We start from the raw sequence: 20,623 nt of genomic DNA, 5'->3' as shown, positions 1-20,623 counted from the left end.
ATCTTTATTTTGTAAATTCCTTTAAAGTTTCATGAATAAAACTTTCCTTTATTTCAGATGTAATTATAGCATGACCAATACCATCAGGTAAAACCAATTTATTATCATTTGATATTTTTTTCTTATCTTTTTTTATGTATTCAAGTATATTTTCAATTTTTAAATCAAATTTTACTGGAAGATTAAAAAATTTTAGTAAAGAAATTAATTTATCATAAGATTTTGTATCTATAAGTCCAAGTTTAAGTGCAATAAATGATTCTGCCGCCATACCAATCGATACTGCCTCGCCATGCAGAATATTAAAATCAGATGCGCTTTCAATACCATGTCCTATTGTATGTCCAAAATTCAATATATGTCTTTTATCAGTATCAAGTTCGTCCTCTTCAACTACCCTGCCTTTTATTTTGACACATTCATAAACTATATGAAGTAGTTTATCTGCTTCCCTTTCCATGATTCCTTTTTTGTTATCATTTAAATAATTAAAAAAATCTTTATTGCAAACAAAACCATATTTAATAACTTCAGCCATCCCATTAATATATTCCCTTAAGCTTAAAGTCTTTAAAAAATTAACATCAATATATACTAAATCCGGCTGATATATATTACCAATCAGATTCTTTATATAATTGAAATTGTATCCATTCTTTCCTCCTATGCTGCTGTCACACTGAGATATTAAAGTTGTAGGTATTTGAACAAATCTTAAACCTCTCATAAATGTTGAAGCAGCAAATCCTGCTAAATCTCCTACAACTCCTCCACCTATCGCTATAACAGCTGTTTTCCTATTTACCTTTTTTTTTATCATATCTTCATATATCATTGAAATTGTATCATAGTTTTTATAATCTTCACCTGCTTTTATAATAAAAATCCCTGAAGCTTTATCCGTCAATAAATCGAAATACGTTTTATGGATATTATAAACATTTTCATCGGTTATAATATAAAAATTTTTTAATTTATGATTTTCAAGCTGAAATAATAGGTTATGCCATCCTGAAGTTATAATTACATCATATTCTTTTGATGCCTTTATCTTTATCTCTTTCATCACTAAGGCTCCTTTATAAAATGTACTATCCATATTATAGCAGACAATTAGAATTTTAACACTAACAAAGTTAAAAAGACAGCATTGCTTATGCTGTCTTTTTAATACTAATAAATTTAATAGTTTAATCTCTTTTGAAATTTTAAAAAGCAATTATAAATTAGCTGCACATTTTGCACAGATTGTTGGATGCTCCTTATTCTGACCTACAGTTTCACTATAAGTCCAGCATCTTTCGCATTTCTCACCTGGCGCTAAAGATACAAATACTGCGAGATCACTATTAACATCTGAAACATAGCATCCCTCTGAAAGATTCTCAAGTCCACTGTGAAGTTCAACCTTTGAAACTATAAAAACAGTTTCAAGGTAGCTTTCCACTTCCTTAAGGAACTTATAAGTTTCTCCCTTTGCATAAATATCTACTTTAGCATTAAGTGAATGTCCTATTGTTTTATTTGCTCTTGCTATTTCAAGAGCCTTTGAAACCTCGGTTCTTATATTCAGTATGTTATCCCATCTGTTTTCAAGTTCTTTATCAACGTATTTTTCCGAAACTTGCGGCCAATCAGAAAGAAGTACGCTATCATATTTATCTGAAGCATCATGAGGCATAAAGCTCCATATTTCCTCAGCAGTAAAGGAAAGAATTGGCGATATCATCTTTACAAGGGATTTTAATATATCATACATAACAGATTGTGCTGCTCTTCTTTCCTTAGAATCAGCTTTAAAAGTATAAAGTCTGTCTTTAATTATATCAAGATAAAAATTGCTCATATCAACAACGCAGAAATTGTGGATTGCATGATACATAATATGGAATTCATATCTGTCGTAGGCCTCAGTAACCTCTTTAATTAAGTGCTGAAGCTTTAAAAGTGCCCATTTATCAAGTTCATTCATGTCTTCATATTTAACCATATCAGTATCAGGATTAAAGTCATAAAGATTTCCCATTATATATCTTGCTGTGTTTCTTATCTTTCTATAAACTTCTGAGAGCTGCTTTAATATATCCTTAGAAATTCTTACATCATTTTTATAATCAGCAGAAGAAACCCAAAGTCTTAAAATATCTGCACCGAATTCGTTTATAACATCCATTGGGTCAATTCCATTTCCAAGGGATTTTGACATCTTCTTGCCTTCTCCGTCTACAACCATTCCATGGGTTATAACTATCTTGTAAGGAGCTTTCCCTCTTGTTGCAACTGCAGTTAAAAGGGATGATTGGAACCATCCTCTGTACTGATCATTCCCTTCAAGGTACATATCCGATGGCCAGCTTAAATCTTCTCTTGTATCTAATACTCCTGCATGGCTTGAACCTGAATCAAACCAAACATCCATAATATCAGTTTCTTTAGTGAATTCACTGCATCCGCATTCGCATTTTGTACCCTCTGGTAAAAGCTTTTGTGCTGAAAGTTCATACCAAGCATCTGAACCCTTTTCGCTGAATATATCAGCAACCTTTTTTATTGTTTCCTTTGTAATGAGCTCCTTTCCACAATCTTTGCAATAGAATATTGGAATTGGGACTCCCCAGATTCTCTGTCTTGAAATACACCAGTCCGCTCTTTCAGAAACCATGCTTGAGATTCTATCCTCACCCCAAGCTGGAACCCATTCTACTTCTTTTATAGCATCAATCGCTTCATCTTTAAAATCTTCAACAGAAGCAAACCACTGCTCAGTAGCTCTGAATAATATAGGATTTTTACATCTCCAGCAGTGAGGATAGGAGTGAGTTATTTTTTCATCTGCAAGCAACGCCCCTGCATTTTTTAAATCCTCAAATATTACCTTATTTCCTTCTTTATAGGTCAATCCTTCGTATTTTCCTGCTTCCTTTGTAAACCTTCCTCTGCCATCAACAGGATTTAAAACATCAAGGTTGTATTTTTGACCTATTATAAAGTCCTCTTCACCATGTCCAGGTGCTGTATGAACACAACCCGTACCAGATTCTAATGTAACGTGATCTCCAACTATAACAACTGAATCTCTTTCATAGAGAGGATGTTTTGTTACCTGTCCTTCAAGCTCACTTCCTTTAAAGGATGCAATTATTTCTCCTCCCTCAAGGTTTGCAGCTTTCTTTAAGTTATCTAAAAGTTCTTTAGCTACTATATATATTTCATCATCAAACTTTGCAAGTACATATTGAAAATCTGGTCCAAGGCATATTGCAAGGTTTGCAGGTATAGTCCATGTTGTAGTAGTCCAGATAACATAATATACTTTATTTAAATCTACATTAAGATTTTTAAATAAACCTTTGTCATCCTTAACATTAAATTTAACATATATTGAAGATGATGTTTCATCAGCATATTCTATTTCTGCCTCAGCAAGAGCTGTTTCACAAGAAGGACACCAATATACTGGCTTTAGTCCTTTGTAAATGTATCCTTTTTCAGCCATTTTCCCAAATACTTCAATTTGTTTAGCTTCAAACTTAGGTTCCAGAGTAAGATACGGATTTTCCCAATCACCTGTTACTCCAAGCCTCTTAAACTGCTCCTTCTGCTTTTCAACCTGATCTAAGGCATAATCTTTACAGATTTGTCTAAACTTTAAAGGACCTACTTCATGGGCTTTTATTCCGAGTTTCTTTATAGCCTGAAGTTCAATTGGAAGACCATGGGTATCCCACCCTGGAACGTAAGGAGTATAATATCCACGAATTGCCTTATATTTATTTATTATATCCTTTAAAACCTTATTTAAAGTATGACCAAGGTGTATATCTCCATTCGCATAGGGAGGACCATCATGTAAAATAAATGAATCATTTCCTTTGTTTTTATTTAATGACTTTTCATAAATATTTTTTTCCTCCCAGAATTTTAAAATGTTAGGCTCCTTTTGAGGAAGATTTGCCCTCATTGCAAAATCAGTTTTTGGAAGATTTAGCGTTTTACTATAATCCATTTCTTTCCCTCCTGTATTAAATATATTACATCGTAGATTAAAAACAAATAAAAAAACAGACTTCCCCTGGGGCGAGAAGTCTGTCGCGGTACCACCCAATTTTTTACTTGATTTTAATAACGGCAGAAAAATAATGCCGGCACGGCTTACTTAATTCAGCCTGCAACTCGAGGGTGATTTTCAACATATTTATATCCTGCAGGCTTTCACCTTTACCCTGCTCTCTGTAAGGCATCAATATGTTTACTCTTCCCTGTCATAGTTTTTCAATATTATGCAATAATATACTACAAAGCAATAAATATGTCAATATATAAAGAATTACAGCATAAAATTTTTTACTCTTTATCAAGCTCTCTCAGCTGTGCTTCGAGCAGGGATTTAAATCTTGATTTAAACATATTATATTCTTGTTTTAATACTTCATATTCTTTATTTATTTGAAGCACATTCTGCTGGGCCTTATTTATAATATCATTTGCCTGTTCCTGAGCATTTTTTAAAATAAGTTCCGATTCCTTTTTGGCAGATTCCTTTGCCTGATCAGCAGCTCCCTGAGCTAAAAGAAGAGTGCTTTGAAGAGTAGTTTCTATATTTGAATATTGCTCGAGTTTTTCATTGAGAATCGATATCTTTTCCTTTTGATCCATACATTCCTTATAAAGTTTTTCATAATCCTCTAATATTTGATCTAAAAATTCATCTACATCATCTATATCATAACCTCTAAACGCTTTTTTAAATTCCTTATTGCTTATTTCATTTGGTGTAATACTCATAAATTCTACCTCCTATATATATTTTTTTATTAATAAGGAAATCCTGTCCTTCTTTGTTATTCCTAACAAACTATTTATATAAAATCTTCCATATCCTCTTATTGAAACCAAATCACCTTCATTAAGCTTCTTTGAAGAATCGTCACATAAGCAATAGTTTATTTTAACACTTCCATTTCTAATAAGTGATGAAGCTTTTTCTCTTGAAAGATTAGCAGCAGAAGAAACTATACAATCTAATCTCAATGATGCTACATTTATTTTCTTTTCGCTAAACTGCTGTATCCTCTCCCTCGCATCATTATAATTAATTTTTAATGCTTTAACTCCTGTATTTTTTATTTTGGTTAAGTTAAAACATACATAATCACTAATTTCCTTATGTAAATATACTTCAGCTCCATCCTCATATAAATTTATATCTCCAACTTTTTCCCTTTTTATTCCAAGCGACAATACTGCTCCTAAAAAATCCCTGTGAATCAGATTTTCAAATTTAAAGTTTCCACTTACTTTAATTACATCTATAGGAGCACTTCCGTCATATTCCTCAGTACCTATTATCCCTACAGCTCTTTCAAAATCCCCTAATCCTCCAAAAAAAGTCACAAATAATCCTTCCTCAAAACAGACTTTTTTTAAAAATTCCTGAGCATCTGGAGAAATAAAATCCGTCTGTATATATTTGAAACTTTTTTTTGCTCTTTTTACTTTATCTAAAAGTTCAATACAAAGCTGCTCATCATCTGTAAAATAATAAGAATATTTTTCTATATCCATATATCCACCTGCATATTCTTTAGTATATAATCTATAAATTATAGCAAAATATTTAAAATCAATCTTTTGATTATATCAAGAAACAAAATAGCTATCATAGGTGAGAAATCTATTGGAAGATTTGGGGCAACAGACTGTTGTAATCTAAAACAAGGCACTATTATAGGATCTATAATAGTTCTAATTATCCTTATTAAATTATTATTTTTAGGAGGATTTATAAAGGATAATAATGCATCGATAATTATAAGTATCTCTAATAAATCTATAAAAGCCTTTATTGCTGAAATTAAAGCATACTGCAATTTTACTCCTCCTATCTATCATTAAAAGAGAAAAAATTATTTCTGCTGATTTCGCTCTTTAACTCATTTGATACCTCCACATTTTCAGGAGCAAATATATAAATCGATTTTGTTATTTCTTCAAATGAACCGTTAAGAGCATAACATGCACCAACAATATAATCTATCATCCTCTGAGCATGTTTTGAATCAACTTCAATCATATTTATTACAACTGTTCTCTTAGACTTTACATCGTCAATAATCTCCATTATATCTTGGAACTCAACAGGTTTTTTCAGAACTATCCTGGGAAGAATATTATTATTTTTTATGCTTACTATTTTATTCTTCTTAGAATTAATTACCTGAGGAACTTCTTCAATTTCATCATCAGTATCTTCACTTGATACATCTTCCTCTTCATAATCAGTAAGTCCAATTGCTCCCATCATCTTATTTAAAGGCTTAAACAAATTACCTGACATTTCTATCCCTCCTAATATTTTCTTTCTCCAAATATTCCTGTACCAACCCTAACAATATTAGCTCCCTCTTCAATAGCTATTTCAAAATCTGCTGTCATACCCATTGACAAATATTTTATATCAAAATTGTCGTATTTATAGTCCTTTAAATTTTCAAAAATTATTCTCATCTTTTTAAAATACATCCTTGCCTCTAATTCATTATCGGACTTTGGAGGTATTGTCATTATACCGGATATCAAAATATTTTTAAAATCAATCAATTTTTCAATAAATTCTTCTAACTCTTCTTCATATATTCCTGATTTAGAATCTTCTCTTCCTATATTTATTTGAATAAGAACAGGCATAATCTTGCCTATCTTTTCTGCTCTCTTATTTATTTCCTGTGCTAATTCAATGCTGTCCAAAGAATGTATCATTTCAACCTTGTCTATAATATATTTTACTTTGTTTCTCTGAAGATGACCTATCATATGCCATCTAACATTTTTAACCTCATCATACTTTGATAATATTTCTTGAACCTTATTCTCTCCAAAAACTTCAAGCCCTAAATCTCTTGCTTTTATTATTTTCTCTGCGCTCTGAGTCTTACTTACTGCAATAAGCATAATTTCTTTTGGATTTCTTTTAGATTTTTCGGCTGCCCTTTCAATCCTTTCCTTAACATGTTCTATATTTTCAGATAAATTCATCCTACCACCTCTAATTATACTTTTGCCATAATTTTGTATTTAATACCTTCTTTTCACTTAAATATACGTTATACTTATATATTCTTCATATAATTTCAATATCCTTCAATTTATTTTTATATTTTAATATTAATCATTATAAGAAGCATTAGTTTATCTATCAATGTATGTAGGAAGTAGGAGGACTTTGCAGGACTTTTGAGGAAAAAATATATTATTAAATTTAATCCTGATTAATCAAATATTAAGAAATTTTATACTGATTAATTGAATTTGTATTATTTTATAGGGCATGTTATTATATAATCACACAGATAATAAATGTGTTTCATATCGTTAGGAGGTTTTAAAATGGTATCCGATAATGGGGTATCCCACAAACGGGTATTCCACAAGAATGATGAATCTTTTACCTAGAGCCGACATCGCAGATGCAACCAAACCAAAATATGAGAAAGGGGAGGATATTATGGATATCGGCAACATTAAAATGGTAAAAGAAAATTTAATTGAGGTAAAAGAGGTTAACAACAAAGAAAAGAAACCTGTTGAAACAAAGCACGGTTGCATAAAAATGAATGACTATTTCTCATTCTAATTATAAAAAGCCCCAGAAATTCTGGGGCTTTATTATTTTGTTTAACTATTTACAAGATAATGCAAATCATTCCTCCATTGCCTTCATTTATAATTTTTTGAATAGTTTTTTGTAGTTTTTCCTGAACATCCTCAGGCATCTTAAATAGTTTATTCTGAAGTCCTTCTTTTACAAGTTCCTCGAGAGTTCTTCCAAACATATTTGACTGCCATATCTTTTGAGGTTCATTTTCAAATTCTTCAAGCATAGCCTTTACAAGTTCTTCACCTTGTTTATCTGTTCCCATAATAGGAGATACCTCAGTTTGAACATCTGCCTTTATTATATGCAGCGATGGAGCGCTTGCTTTTAGTTTTAATCCAAATTTGTTTCCCTGTTTTATTATTTCAGGCTCCTCAAGTCTTAATTCGTCTACTTGTGGAGGAACAAGGCCATATCCTGTTTCTCTAACATCCTTTAATGCTTCTGAAACTCTGTCATATTCTCTTTTAGCAACAGTTAAATCTTTCATCAGGCTGAGAAGCTCATACTCTCCCTCTATGCTGTAACCGGAAATTTCTCCGAGAACCCTAAAGAATAGTCCGTCTTTAACCTTCATTGTTACGCTTGCTCTTCCATCTCCTAAATTTATCTCATCGAGATTTACATCCCCAACAAACTCATACTGCCTATATCCATTAACAGCAGGTTTAATATCCCTTAGCTTTTCAAGGATATTTACTGAATTTCTAATGGCAACAATAAAATTCTTTTTCAGCCAGTGCTCATTTTCAAGACATTCAACCCACTGTGGAAGTTTTATACCTATCTCTCTTATTGGGAATTCATATAATACCCTTTCAAGTATATTATGAATATCTTCTATCTTCATATTAAGTGCATCTACTATATAAACAGGAATGCCGTATTTTTCCTCCATGTTTTTTCTAAGTCCAATAGTTTCTGGGCTGTAAGGATGTACTGAATTTAATAGAATTATAAAAGGTTTATTTAACTGTTTAAGTTCATTTATTACCTTTTCCTCAGGCTCAATATAATTTTCCCTCGGTATATCAGTAATTGATCCATCTGTCGTAACTACTAAACCAATAGTTGAATGTTCTGTTATAACCTTTTTGGTTCCTATTTCTGCAGCCTGTATAAAGGGTATCTCCTCCTCAAACCAAGGAGTTTTTACCATTCTTGGCTGCTCATTTTCAATATGTCCTGTTGCTCCATTTACCATATAACCTACGCAGTCTACCATTCTAACCCTCATTTTTGCATTATCATTTAATTCTATCTCAACTGCTTCTTCATTTGGTATAAACTTAGGCTCAACTGTAGTTATAGTCTTACCTGAACCGCTTTGAGGAAGCGTATCCTTTGCCCTCTCCTTTTTATATGCGTTGTTTATATTTGGTATTACAAGCAATTCCATGAATCTTCTAATAAATGTAGATTTTCCTGTCCTAACTGGTCCAACTACTCCTACGTATATGTCTCCCTGAGTTCTTTCAGCTATATCTCGGTATATATCAAACTCCTCCACAGCTCTACCTCCTATATATTTATCTTCTAAATATATATTGTCTGTCCAATTTATTTAGAACAAAAAATTTACATGTAAGTTTATATTAAATTCAAATATATTTTATATTTTTAATCACAGCGATTTTATATCATCCATATTTTAATATAAGAGGTGATATTATTGTTATCTGCTGATTGTGTTTTTGAAGGCGGAGGAGTTAAGGGGATAGGTCTTGTAGGCGCGATATGTTATCTTGAGGAGAAAGGGTATACATGGAACAAACTTGCTGGAACATCAGCAGGTGCTGTAATTGCATCTTTATTATGCGCCGGTTATTCAGCAAATGATATTAAAAGCATAATCTTTGGTTTCGATTACAAAAAATTTTTAAATGTAAAGGATATATCAGTATTATCTTCAATAATAAGACCCTTTGATTTTTTTTCGCAAAAAGGATTGATTTCTGGAGATGAAATAGAAAATTGGATTCGAGAATCTTTAAAAAAGAAAGGAATCAACACATTTAAAGATGTATCTTTAAACGGGAAATCAAAATTAAAAATTATTGCTGCTGATATTACAAGGAGAGAACTTTTAATCCTTCCTGACGACTTAGAAAAATATAATATTAATCCTTTAGAATTTGAAATAGCAAAGGCAGTTAGAATGAGCATAGGAATCCCATTTCTATTTAAGCCGGTAAAATTAAAATACAACAATACTACTTGTTTTATAATAGATGGAGGAATTTTAAGCAACTACCCGATATGGATTTTTGATGTACCTAAAAAGCCACGCTGGCCAACCTTTGGTTTCAAGCTTGTTGAACCTGATGTTTCTAATAGCAGCATGGGTAAAAACGATTTTTTCTCCTATTCCATAGATATAGTAAATACTCTTTTTTCGAAAAACGAAGAAATATATGTGAAAGAGAAGGATTGGGTCAGAACTATTCCAATACCAACCCTCGGTATAAAAACAATTGAATTCGATCTAACCGAAAAAAAGAAAAAATCTCTCTTTGATTCAGGATATAATGCAGCTAAAAAATTCTTGGATAACTGGAATTTTGAAAAATATATATCTGATTATCGTTCATAAAATACAAAAAATCAGCATATAGCTGATTTTTTGTTATTTCCATATCATCTGTGCAACTTCTTCAATCTCATGCTTTTTATCCCTAAGCATAAGCTCGGAAACAGCATATTTGGGATTTTTGTTTTCAAACAAAACATTATAAAGTTCCTTAGTTATTGGCATCTCAACTCCAACTTTATTTGATAATTCATATGTAGATTTTGTAGTGTTTATGCCTTCAACTACCATCTTTACCTCTTTTATTGCCTCTTCAACTGTTTTACCCTGACCTATTAAAATACCTGCCCGTCTGTTTCTCGAATGCATACTTGTACAGGTAACAATTAAATCTCCTATACCTGAAAGCCCTGCAAATGTCAAAGGCTGTGCTCCGAGAGCAACTCCAAGGCGTGCAATTTCTGCTATTCCTCTTGTCATTAAAGCTGCCTTAGTATTATCCCCATAACCTAATCCATCTGATATTCCTGCTGCAAGAGCAATTATATTTTTCACAGCTCCTCCGACTTCAACCCCAATGATATCTGGATTTGTATATACCCTGAATTTAGGAGTTATAAATATATCCTGTATATATTCTGCAGTCTTTTTATCAGTAGAAGATGAAACAACAGTAGTTGGAATATCTCTCGACACCTCTTCAGCATGACTTGGTCCAGATAAAACTCCTATTCTATTTTCTGGGAAATATTCCTCAATCACTTCGGACATCCTTTTTAAGCTGCTATTTTCTATACCCTTTGCGAGGCTTACAAAAATCTGCTTATTTTTAACCATTCCCTTTAATTTGGTGCATACTTCTCTAATTCCATGGGAAGGAACAGCCATAACAATAATTTCAGATTCATTTATACATTCTAAAAGGCTTTCAGTTGTACTTATACCTGCTGGTATTAAAACTCCTGGAAGATAACGTATATTCTCTCTCGAATGATTTATCTCATTAAGAAGCTGCTGATTTCTATCCCATATGGAAACATCATATCCTTTTTTTGAAAGCAATACAGCAATTGCACTTCCCCAGCTCCCTGCTCCTAAAACAGAAATTTTCATATACCCACCTCTAATCTTCTTTTTTAGGCCTGAATATAAGCCTTACAGGTGTCCCATCAAGTCCAAAATGCTGTCTTAACTGATTCTCAAGATACCTTTCATAAGAAAAATGAACTATTTCAGAATCATTTACAAAAAATACAAACGTAGGCGGTTTTGTAGAAACTTGAGTTGCATAATATATTTTAAGTGCCTTACCCTTTTCAATTGGAGGCTGTTTCATCATAACAGCTTCGCTTATAACCTCATTTAATACTCCTGTTTTAATTCTTAATGCATGCTGACTCGCAACATGTTTAATAAGTTCAATCATTTTAGGTATTTTTTGTCCTGTCTTTGCTGAAATAAACGCAATAGGTGCATAAGAAATAAAGGACAGCTTGTTTCTTATAGTCTTTGAAAATTCATTCATAGTTTTATCGTCTTTTTCTACAGCATCCCATTTATTAACAACAATTATAACTCCCTTTCCTGCCTCATGCGCAAGCCCTGCTATTTTCTCATCCTGTTCAGTTATACCTTCAGTTCCATCTATCATAACAAGGCATACATCTGCTCTTTCGACTGCTGCAATTGCTCTTAAAACGCTGTATCTTTCAACATCTTCTTTAACCTTGCTTTTTCGCCTGATTCCAGCCGTATCTATAAATAAAAATTTATCTTCACCTATTATAACATAGCTGTCGATTGCATCCCTTGTAGTACCTGGGATATCGCTTACTATTGATCGTTCCTCTCCTGATAGTCTATTTAAAAGTGAAGACTTACCAGCGTTTGGCTTTCCTATTATTGCAACTTTTATTTCTGCATCCTGTGAGTCATCATCTTCCTCATCTTTAAAATGTTTTATAATTTCATCAAGCATATCTCCAAGCCCAAGACCTGAAGAAGCAGAAATTGTGACAGGATCCCCTATACCTAAATTATAAAATTCAAAGGCATTTGCTTCAAGATTTAAATTATCAACCTTATTTACAACAAGCACCACTGGTTTTCTCGTTTTTCGAAGCATTTCTGCAACTTCAGTATCCGCTGGAGTTAGTCCTTCTTTTCCATCAACCATAAAAAGTATTACATCCGATGTTTCAATCGCTATTTCTGCCTGTTTTCTCATCTGCTGAAGAATAATATCTTCACTTTCAGGCTCAATTCCTCCTGTATCTATAAGGGTAAATTTATGTCCAAGCCATTCGCTCTCACAATATATTCTATCCCTTGTAACTCCGGGAGTATCTTCAATTATTGCTATTCTCTTGCCCGCAAGCCTGTTAAATAGTGTTGATTTTCCTACGTTTGGTCTTCCAACAATTGCAACTATTGGTTTTGCCATTTTATCACCTCTTCTTCAATTTTTTCAACTAAATCCTCACCTGTATAATCACATAGCATAACTTTAACATCAAGCTCCCTTTCAATATCTTTTATAGTTATATCATCAAGAAAAACATATTCATCAGCTTTAAGCATATTTTTAGATATCAATAATATTTTTTCCTTTAAAACACCTTTAAGCTGCGCAATTATATCTTTTCCAGTTAAAAGCCCTGCTACATTTATTTTATCTCCAAAAAAATCATTAACAATTGGATAAACGTTTATTTTTATATTAAGTTTTTCTTCAATTAATTTCATTATATCCTTTAAAAAGCTGTAAATCATTGTACCTGTTATTGCAGCAAAGGCAAGACCATTTCCATCAACATCAGTAAATTCAAGAGATGTTTTCACTGAATGTTCAAAATATCTTGCCATTCCTATTCCATCTTCAAGCTGAGCAAAATCTTCATAATGCTCATAATCAGGAAAGTTTCTCTCTGCTAAAAGATAAAATTCATCAGCAAGCCTTACAAAGGGCTGATCTATTTCCTTCATAAATTTTTCTTGAATTTTTTCTACTAAATCAATAACTTCTGCTGCCGACTTTTTATCGTAACTTTTTAAACCATCTTCATTTTTTCTGTGTTTTGTAATTCCAACAGGAACAACTGCTACATTTGATATAGCAGGATAGAAACTAAAAAGATCATTAATCGTTTTTTTCAGCTCCTCTTTGTCGTTTATGTCAGGGCACAAAACAATCTGGCAGTTAATCGATATTCCTCCATCTGTAAGCATTTTAAGCTGATTAATTATATTGCCGGCTCTTTTATTGTTTAACATTTTAATCCTTAGTTCTGGATTTGTAGTATGGACAGAAACATTAATAGGACTTATTCTATACTTTATTATCCTTTTTAAATCCTCATCGCTTAAATTTGTCAATGTAACAAAATTACCCTGAAGAAATGAAAGCCTTGAGTCATCATCTTTAACATAAAGGCTCTCCCTCATTCCTTGCGGGAGCTGGTCTATAAAACAGAATATACATTTGTTATGACACCTTTTGGGAGTGTCCATAGATAAGTCATGGATTTCAATACCCATATCATCATAAAAATCTTTTTTAACTTTAGCGCTTACTATTTCTCCTGTTGGCTTTGCAAAAGTAATATTGATATTTTCATCACATATTAAAAACTTATATTCTATAATATCTCCAATTTCATTATCATTTATATTAAGGAGCATGTCTCCCTTTTCTATTCCTATCTTTTCTCCAATACTTTTTTTTCTTACTTTACTAACTACTATATTGCTTATCATCTTTTCAACTCCATAACAAATTTCATATTGAATAATATCATTTTATTGCATAAATAGCAAGCTTCATAAAAAGTTCTATAAAAAAGGACTGCCTTTTGTTTTAAGACAATCCCAAATTATACTTCTTTAACATCTATACAAGGTAAATAAACGCTAAAAGTAGTTCCTTTACCACTCTCGCTTTTAACATCTATACTTCCATTAAAAATTGTTAAAATATGTTTTACTATTGCAAGTCCAAGTCCTGTCCCTCCAACGCTTCTTGAACGTGCCTTGTCAACTCTGTAAAATCTTTCAAAAAGCCTTGAGATATGCTCTTTTGATATTCCTATGCCATTATCTTTTATATCTATTCTCGACATATGATTATCAAGAGAAATGATTATTTCAACTTTTCCATCCTTAGGAGTATATTTTATAGCATTATCTATAAGGTTTATAAACATTTGTTTAAACTTATCTCTGTCCCCATATATATATAGACTTTTATCATATTTTTCATATATGAGTTTTATACCCTTATTCCTTGCTGCAGGTTCCATTATACTATAAATTTCTTCAAGGGATTCATTAATATTTATTTTTTCAAAATTAGCACTGTAATCTTTGTTTTCAAGCTCTGATAGTGTTAATATATCATTTATAAGGCGTGTGAGTCTTTCTGATTCAACATAAATTATATCCAAAAATTTATCTCTTGTGTTTTTATCTTCAACAAATTTTAAAGTCTCAGCAAATCCCTTTATTGATGTTAAAGGGGTTCTCAGTTCATGAGAAACGTTTGCCACAAAATCTGATCTCATCTTCTCTAATGCTCTTATCTTTGTTATGTTCTGTATAACAAGGCAAAGTCCTATATTTTCCTTATTCTTTTCATAATTAATTACTTTAACTGTCTTTACTCTAAAGTACATAGGATTAGGATTATTTATAACGACTTCATTTTCAGTATCAACATCATAATTTATAATATTTTCTATTTCCGTATTTCTTATAACCTCAATAAAATGTTTTCCTTCCACTTCTTCGCTTATAGAAAAAAATTTTTTTGCAGCAGGATTCATTAGAAGTATTTTTTCATTATTATCAACAACAATAACTCCATCCTCCATACTGGTTAATATAGATTCAAGTTTATTCTTTTTGTCAGATAAATCATTTATTGTTTCCTGAAGTCTGTCAGCCATTAAGTTAAAAGCATGTCCAAGCTCTCCTATTTCATCCTTTGAAGAAAGATTAATTCTTTTTTCATACTGTCCAAGCGCAATTCCTGTTGCTATTTTAGTCATTTGTATTATAGGCCTTGTAAATCTATTAATATAAATAAATCCTAATAGAGAGCAGAACAGCAATCCAAAAATCACAGTAAATATAATCAATTTAATAATATGTTTTTGTACGTAGTCGATATTATATAGAGGCATTGCAAGTCTAATTATATAGGATTGATTATTTGCAGTATATTTTAATGCATAATAGTACATATATATCTTTTCAGTGCTGCTGTATCTAATTGACATTCCTTCTTCATTATAAAGTGCAGCTTTCACTTCAGGCCTGTTCAAATGATTTTCAAGTTTTTCACTTGAAACATCTGACTCCCCAATAACCTTTCCATCCTGCCTTATTATAGTAACTCTTTTACCAATACTGCTTTTTAACTCTTTAGCAGTACTATCATAGTTTTTATTTTCACTTAAATCAATAAAATAATCCTTAATAAGACGTGCATCGGACTTTAAGCTGTCTTTAACATTATCAAGTATAATATTCTTTGTAAAACTGTATGACATATATCCTGTAAAGGTAACGCCAAATAAAAGTATTAAAAACATAAATAAATATAATTTTTTTCTCATATACCTACCATCACTGTTCTTTAAATTTATATCCGATTCCTCTTATAGTTTCAATGTATCTTGGATTTTTGTCATCATCCTCTATTTTTTGTCTTAGATGTCTTACATGCACATCAACTGTTCTCGTCTCGCCATAATATTCATATCCCCATATTTTATCAAGTAAAAAATCTCTCGTTAAAACTTTTCCTTTATTCAATATTAAAAGTCTTAATAATTCAAACTCCTTTAATGTTAAATCTACTTTTTTACCTGATTTTAGTACTTCATGTTTATCAAAATCAATAATAAGATTGTCAAGTTTTATAACCTGTGAGCTCTCTTCTTTTTTATTTCTTCTCATTACCGCTTTTATCCTTGCAAGAAGTTCTCTTATTGAAAAGGGCTTTGTTATATAATCATCGGCCCCGAGTTCAAGTCCAAGAATTTTATCAAACTCTTCTCCCTTTGCAGTAAGCATAATAATTGGTATATGTTCTATATCTTTATCCTTTTTTATTTCTTTACATACATCAAATCCATCCATTTTAGGAAGCATTATATCAAGAAGTATTAAATCGGGTTTTTCCTCTCTTGCAATATTAAGTCCTTCATTTCCATCATAGGCATAAAGAACCTTATAACAATTCATTTCAAGATTATATTTTATTAGCTCCACTATGTTTGACTCATCATCGATTATTAATACTTTTTCATTAGGCATACTATACCTCCTATACTAATTGTATAAAGGCTCCAAGCCTTCCGCTTGTTTCACATTCTCTCCTATAAGAAAAAAACATATTACCGTTGCAATAAGTACAAAGTTTAAATGCATCTATATTGCTCTTTAAGATTCCACATTTTAAAATCTGATTTATATTTTCCTGCCATAAATCAACGTAGTATTTTTTATTTTTTTCCTGCACAAATGTGAATTTTGAAGCTACATCAAAACTCACTTCAAAACAGCAGGGGCCTATAGAGGGACCTATTGCAGCAGCAATAGTTTTTTCACTGCATCCCATTTCTTTTATCATATAATCTATTACAATGGATGTTATGTTTTGATGTGTTCCCCTCCATCCTGCATGAACTGCTGCTATAACATCATTTTCATAATCACAAAGCAATACGGGAACGCAGTCTGCCGTAAGCACTCCAATAGCTATATTTTTTGATGATGTGATTAAGGCATCTCCCTCTTTACCAATAATATCTTTATAATTTTTATCATCAACAACATAAAATTTATTTCCATGTACTTGTTTTAAATATACAAAACAATTTTCATTCATTTCAGCAGATTTTAATATTTTTTCATAGTTTGTTTTTATTTTTTCTTTTTCATCTTCATTAAATGCATTAAGGCTGAAATTATTCATTTCATCATTAGAATTAATTCGTGTACTGAAAAAATGTCTTATTTTATCGATTTTTTCAAATTCAGGTGAGCACAAAAATTCTATTCCATCTTTATTTTTTAAAATAGGATATTCCATAAAATCACCTATTCCTAATATTCTATCGTTATTATTTTTCCTTCTTTTAAACTGTTTTTAACGTCAATTATTCTTTGATTATCAGAGCCTCTAAAGGGCAGTTTCAAATTTTTCTTTGACAAAACAAATGGGCCGTCTATAAGAATATCTATATTTTCAAGAAGCCTTCTTTTATTTTCATCATTTAAAATTTCTTCAAATTCAAATCCAGTATAGCAAACAATATGTAATGATTCTTTTTTTAATTTTTCAGCAATATAAGAAAATTCAGCAGTTTGATAAAAAGGATCTCCTCCGCTGAAAGTTACGCCATCTATAAAAAAGCTTTCCCTAATATCCTCGATTAATTCATCTGCATCTACAATATATCCTCCATTAAAATCATGGGTTGATGGATTGTGACATCCAATACAGTTATGAGCACATCCTTGAGCAAAAACAACATATCTAATCCCTGGACCGTCAACTACACTTTCTTTTAAAATTCCTGAAATTCTTATATTCATTTAATCATCTCCATAAACCAAATCATTAAAGCATCTATCTAAATTATATCATATTAAAACATAAATCTTTGTTAATATTAAGTTTTAAATTTAATATTTATTTAACATAATAACTATGTTTTGCCTTAAAATAAAGCCCATAAACTGCTATTGCCAATATAAAAAATTTAAAAAGCTCTATAGAGCTAAAGGCTGTGCAGTTTATGGGCTTTAAACTTTATAATAAAATTTTAAAATTCTCTCCTAATTTTTAATTTTAACTGTGTTTAACCCTCATTTTAAGCTCAGACTTTTTAGCGTCATTAAATCTATCTATAGTTGATAGATACCCAGTTATTCTTCTTATCCTTCTTATATCTTCGCTTCCGCATTCAGGACAACTATCTTCATTTATTATTCCGCTGTATCCGCATACTCTGCATTCATCTATTGGGAAATTTACTCCTGCATATCCTATATCACACTCTGCCATCCATTTTAATATTTTTTCAAGGGCATCTATATTGTTTTCAACAGATGAAGGAAGTTCTATATAGGATATATGTCCTCCATTGCATAGCTTATGGAACATCCCTTCTCTTTTTATCTTTTCGAATATGCTTATATTGAATTCAACAGGTATATGGTATGAATTCGTATAAAAGTCCTTATCAGTTACTCCTTCAATCAATCCAAAGATATCTCTGTCCTTTGGAACATATCTTCCTGCTGTACCTTCAGCAGGTGTTGCATAACAAACAAAGTTTAAATGTGTTTCCTTAGTAGTTTTATCGCAGTAATTTCTTATATATTCAACTATCTCTAAACCAAGTTTTAAGGATTCTTCAGATTCTCCATGGTGTTTTCCTGTCAAAGCCTTAAGTGTTTCAGCAAGGCCAATAAATCCTATTCCTAAAGTTCCATTTTTAATAGCTTCTCTTATTTTGTCTTCCTCTTTTAGGTTTTCAGAACCTATATAAAGCTTTTGTCCCATCAAAAATGGCAAATCTTTAACTCTTAAATTTGCTATTACCTCAAATCTATGCAAAAGTTGCTCTTTGCATAAATAAAGTATTTTGTCTAATTCATCATAAAACTTATCAATATTGCCATAACCCGCTTTTAGAGCAATTCTTGGAAGATTTATAGTAACTGGAGAAATATTCCCACGGCCTGCAGAAACCTCAGGACCATTTACATTAGCAATAGTTCTTGTTCTGCAGCCCATATATGATACTTCATCACCAAATTTTTCATTAAAGCTCGAATCCATGAAGCTAAAGGTTGGATTCATTCTATGCCCGGCAACTTTTAATGCAAGCCTGAACAAGTCGTAATTAGGATCCTCTTTTTCAAAGTTGATTCCTTTTTTAAGTCTAAAAACAAGATTTGGGAAAATTGGGCTCTCACCCTTTCCAAGGCCTTTATCAAAAGCCATAAGCATAGCCTTTATAACCATTCTTCCTTCTTCACTTGTATCAGTTCCAAGGTTAATACTGCTGAAAGGTACCTGAGCACCAGCTCTCGAATGCATACTGTTTAAATTATATACAAGAGCTTCCATGGCTTGATATACCTCGTCATAGGAAGGCTTTTCCTTAAAACTTCTTATAATTTCTGCCATAGACTTATCAAAATGCGGAAAACTCTGCCCTCCAAACATATCGTTTTGGTTGCTCTGAAGAATAATAGCTGCCTGTGCAGTTGCAGAAGATATTCTCTTAGGAGGCCTTATATACCCATATCCGGTGTTAAACCCATTTAGCATAAGCTTTGTTAAATCTATCTGAAGGCAGTTAAGGGTTTTGCCATAAAAATCTAAATCATGTATATGTATATCACAATTCAAATGAGCTTTAGTCATTTCTTTTGGAATAACATTATTTAAATAATACTGTTTACTTGCAGCTGAAGCTATCTGAAGCATTTTTGCAGAAGGTGAATTGCCAACATTTGCATTTTCTCTGCTTGTTTCAACTAATATTTCTTTAACAATATCCATTAATTCAGTTTTAGCTTCTCTATATCTTGTTCTTTTAGCTCTATATAAAATATATGCCTTTGCAGTCTTAGCATGTCCATCTTCAATCAAAATCTTTTCAACGCAGTCCTGAACGAATTCTACATCAGGTATTTCATCCTTAGACATCTTACTTAGCATATAATTTATAACTTTATCGGATAACTGTTCAGCAGTTGCAAAATCAGAACCTCCTACTCCCTGTGCAGCAAGAAATATAGCCCTTGTTATCTTATCCTTGCTGAAATTCACAACTCTTCCATCTCTTTTTTTAATCTGTGTAAACATTTCATTCCTCCTACTTTTCCTTTAGTATTTTTTGAAGCTCCTCCATAAAAGTATTAATATCCTTAAATTGCCTATATACTGAAGCAAATCTTACATAAGCAACATCATCAAGCTCCTTTAACCTTTGCATAACAAGTTCTCCTATAAAGCTGCTGCTAACTTCCTGCTCCATAGTATTATAAACCTGTTTTTCAATATCATCAGTTATAGATTCAATTTGAAGTATAGATACAGGCCTTTTCTCACAGGATTTTAATATACCGTTTAAAATCTTTCTCTTATCAAAAGGTTCTCTCTTTCCATCTTTTTTAACAACATATACTGGAATATCCTCAACCTTCTCATAGGTCGTAAACCTCTTTTGACACTTTAGACATTCTCTTCTTCTTCTAATTGAGGTATTGTCCTCTGTAGGCCTTGAATCGATTACTTTTGTCTCATCATAATCGCAAAACGGGCATTTCATTACATCACCCCAGTTCTTTATCTATATATAGTATCGTATTAAATTATATATTCTATATATAGTTTTGTCTAATCGTAAATATTT

General features: G+C 31.6%; 19 protein-coding genes and 1 other annotated feature. Of the genes, 2 read left to right on the top strand and 17 right to left on the bottom strand.

Translation table 11 applies throughout. The features are described 5' to 3' along the window. Positions 1-4 precede the first annotated feature (4 nt). The 7 genes from aroB to B5D15_RS04525 all read right to left on the bottom strand — a co-directional run bounded on the left by aroB (position 5) and on the right by B5D15_RS04525 (position 7,035). Positions 5-1,066, bottom strand: a complete 1,062-nt coding sequence (aroB, locus tag B5D15_RS04555; RefSeq protein WP_179122194.1) for a 3-dehydroquinate synthase — start codon at positions 1,064-1,066, stop codon at positions 5-7. A 153-nt stretch (positions 1,067-1,219) separates the two neighbouring features. Next, a complete protein-coding gene (ileS, locus tag B5D15_RS04550; protein WP_078695932.1) occupies positions 1,220-4,006 on the bottom strand; it encodes an isoleucine--tRNA ligase in 2,787 nt (928 codons plus the stop codon). 64 nt (positions 4,007-4,070) lie between these two features. Next, positions 4,071-4,275, bottom strand: a binding site (T-box leader). A gap of 69 nt (positions 4,276-4,344) precedes the next feature. Continuing rightward, complete coding sequence (locus B5D15_RS04545) at positions 4,345-4,785, bottom strand: DivIVA domain-containing protein (protein WP_078695931.1); 441 nt, start codon at positions 4,783-4,785, stop codon at positions 4,345-4,347. A gap of 12 nt (positions 4,786-4,797) precedes the next feature. After that, a complete protein-coding gene (locus tag B5D15_RS04540; protein ID WP_078695930.1) occupies positions 4,798-5,565 on the bottom strand; it encodes a YlmH family RNA-binding protein in 768 nt (255 codons plus the stop codon). Between the two features lie 38 nt (positions 5,566-5,603). Further along, a complete protein-coding gene (locus B5D15_RS04535) occupies positions 5,604-5,870 on the bottom strand; it encodes a YggT family protein (RefSeq protein WP_179122193.1) in 267 nt (88 codons plus the stop codon). Positions 5,871-5,881: 11 nt separating this feature from the next. Then, on the bottom strand, positions 5,882-6,337 hold the full coding sequence (locus B5D15_RS04530) for a cell division protein SepF (RefSeq protein WP_078695928.1): 456 nt from the start codon (positions 6,335-6,337) through the stop codon (positions 5,882-5,884). Positions 6,338-6,348: 11 nt separating this feature from the next. Next, complete coding sequence (locus B5D15_RS04525) at positions 6,349-7,035, bottom strand: YggS family pyridoxal phosphate-dependent enzyme (RefSeq protein WP_078695927.1); 687 nt, start codon at positions 7,033-7,035, stop codon at positions 6,349-6,351. A 397-nt stretch (positions 7,036-7,432) separates the two neighbouring features. Here B5D15_RS04525 and B5D15_RS15380 point away from each other — a divergent pair, with 397 nt between their 5' ends. Further along, positions 7,433-7,633, top strand: a complete 201-nt coding sequence (locus B5D15_RS15380; protein ID WP_179122192.1) for a hypothetical protein — start codon at positions 7,433-7,435, stop codon at positions 7,631-7,633. Between the two features lie 49 nt (positions 7,634-7,682). Here the strand turns inward: B5D15_RS15380 and spoIVA are convergent, their stop codons facing one another. Beyond that, the gene (spoIVA, locus tag B5D15_RS04515) at positions 7,683-9,164 is read right to left on the bottom strand and encodes a stage IV sporulation protein A (RefSeq protein WP_078695925.1); all 1,482 of its coding nucleotides are present in this window, start codon (positions 9,162-9,164) and stop codon (positions 7,683-7,685) included. Between the two features lie 156 nt (positions 9,165-9,320). Between spoIVA and B5D15_RS04510 the strand changes: the two genes are divergently transcribed. Further along, entirely contained in the window at positions 9,321-10,247 is a 927-nt protein-coding gene (locus tag B5D15_RS04510) for a patatin-like phospholipase family protein (protein WP_078695995.1), read from the top strand. A gap of 33 nt (positions 10,248-10,280) precedes the next feature. Here B5D15_RS04510 and B5D15_RS04505 read toward each other — a convergent pair whose 3' ends face one another. From B5D15_RS04505 to nrdR, 9 genes are all read right to left on the bottom strand, one after another. After that, positions 10,281-11,297, bottom strand: a complete 1,017-nt coding sequence (locus B5D15_RS04505) for an NAD(P)H-dependent glycerol-3-phosphate dehydrogenase (RefSeq protein WP_078695924.1) — start codon at positions 11,295-11,297, stop codon at positions 10,281-10,283. Between the two features lie 10 nt (positions 11,298-11,307). After that, the gene (der, locus tag B5D15_RS04500) at positions 11,308-12,627 is read right to left on the bottom strand and encodes a ribosome biogenesis GTPase Der (RefSeq protein ID WP_078695923.1); all 1,320 of its coding nucleotides are present in this window, start codon (positions 12,625-12,627) and stop codon (positions 11,308-11,310) included. Then, positions 12,612-13,940, bottom strand: coding sequence for a DUF512 domain-containing protein (locus tag B5D15_RS04495; protein ID WP_078695922.1), 1,329 nt, complete (start codon positions 13,938-13,940; stop codon positions 12,612-12,614). Before B5D15_RS04495 ends, der begins: the two co-directional genes overlap by 16 nt. A gap of 116 nt (positions 13,941-14,056) precedes the next feature. Further along, positions 14,057-15,799 (bottom strand): two-component system histidine kinase PnpS, encoded by a 1,743-nt coding sequence (gene pnpS / locus B5D15_RS04490; protein WP_078695921.1) that lies wholly within the window; start codon positions 15,797-15,799, stop codon positions 14,057-14,059. Positions 15,800-15,809: 10 nt separating this feature from the next. Beyond that, positions 15,810-16,502: a response regulator gene (locus B5D15_RS04485; RefSeq protein ID WP_078695920.1), complete on the bottom strand. Its 693-nt coding sequence runs from the start codon at positions 16,500-16,502 to the stop codon at positions 15,810-15,812. 10 nt (positions 16,503-16,512) lie between these two features. Next, complete coding sequence (gene pgeF, locus B5D15_RS04480; RefSeq protein WP_078695919.1) at positions 16,513-17,280, bottom strand: peptidoglycan editing factor PgeF; 768 nt, start codon at positions 17,278-17,280, stop codon at positions 16,513-16,515. 14 nt (positions 17,281-17,294) lie between these two features. Continuing rightward, positions 17,295-17,786, bottom strand: coding sequence for an anaerobic ribonucleoside-triphosphate reductase activating protein (gene nrdG, locus B5D15_RS04475; RefSeq protein WP_078695918.1), 492 nt, complete (start codon positions 17,784-17,786; stop codon positions 17,295-17,297). A 256-nt stretch (positions 17,787-18,042) separates the two neighbouring features. After that, entirely contained in the window at positions 18,043-20,073 is a 2,031-nt protein-coding gene (nrdD, locus tag B5D15_RS04470) for an anaerobic ribonucleoside-triphosphate reductase (RefSeq protein WP_078695917.1), read from the bottom strand. A gap of 10 nt (positions 20,074-20,083) precedes the next feature. Further along, entirely contained in the window at positions 20,084-20,539 is a 456-nt protein-coding gene (nrdR, locus tag B5D15_RS04465) for a transcriptional regulator NrdR (RefSeq protein WP_078695916.1), read from the bottom strand. Between the last annotated feature and the right edge of the window lie 84 nt (positions 20,540-20,623).

This window comes from Caloramator quimbayensis, from assembly GCF_900167605.1.
Taxonomy (GTDB): Bacteria; Bacillota; Clostridia; order Clostridiales; family Caloramatoraceae; genus Caloramator_B; species Caloramator_B quimbayensis.
This window is presented reverse-complemented; position numbering and strand designations above follow the sequence as displayed.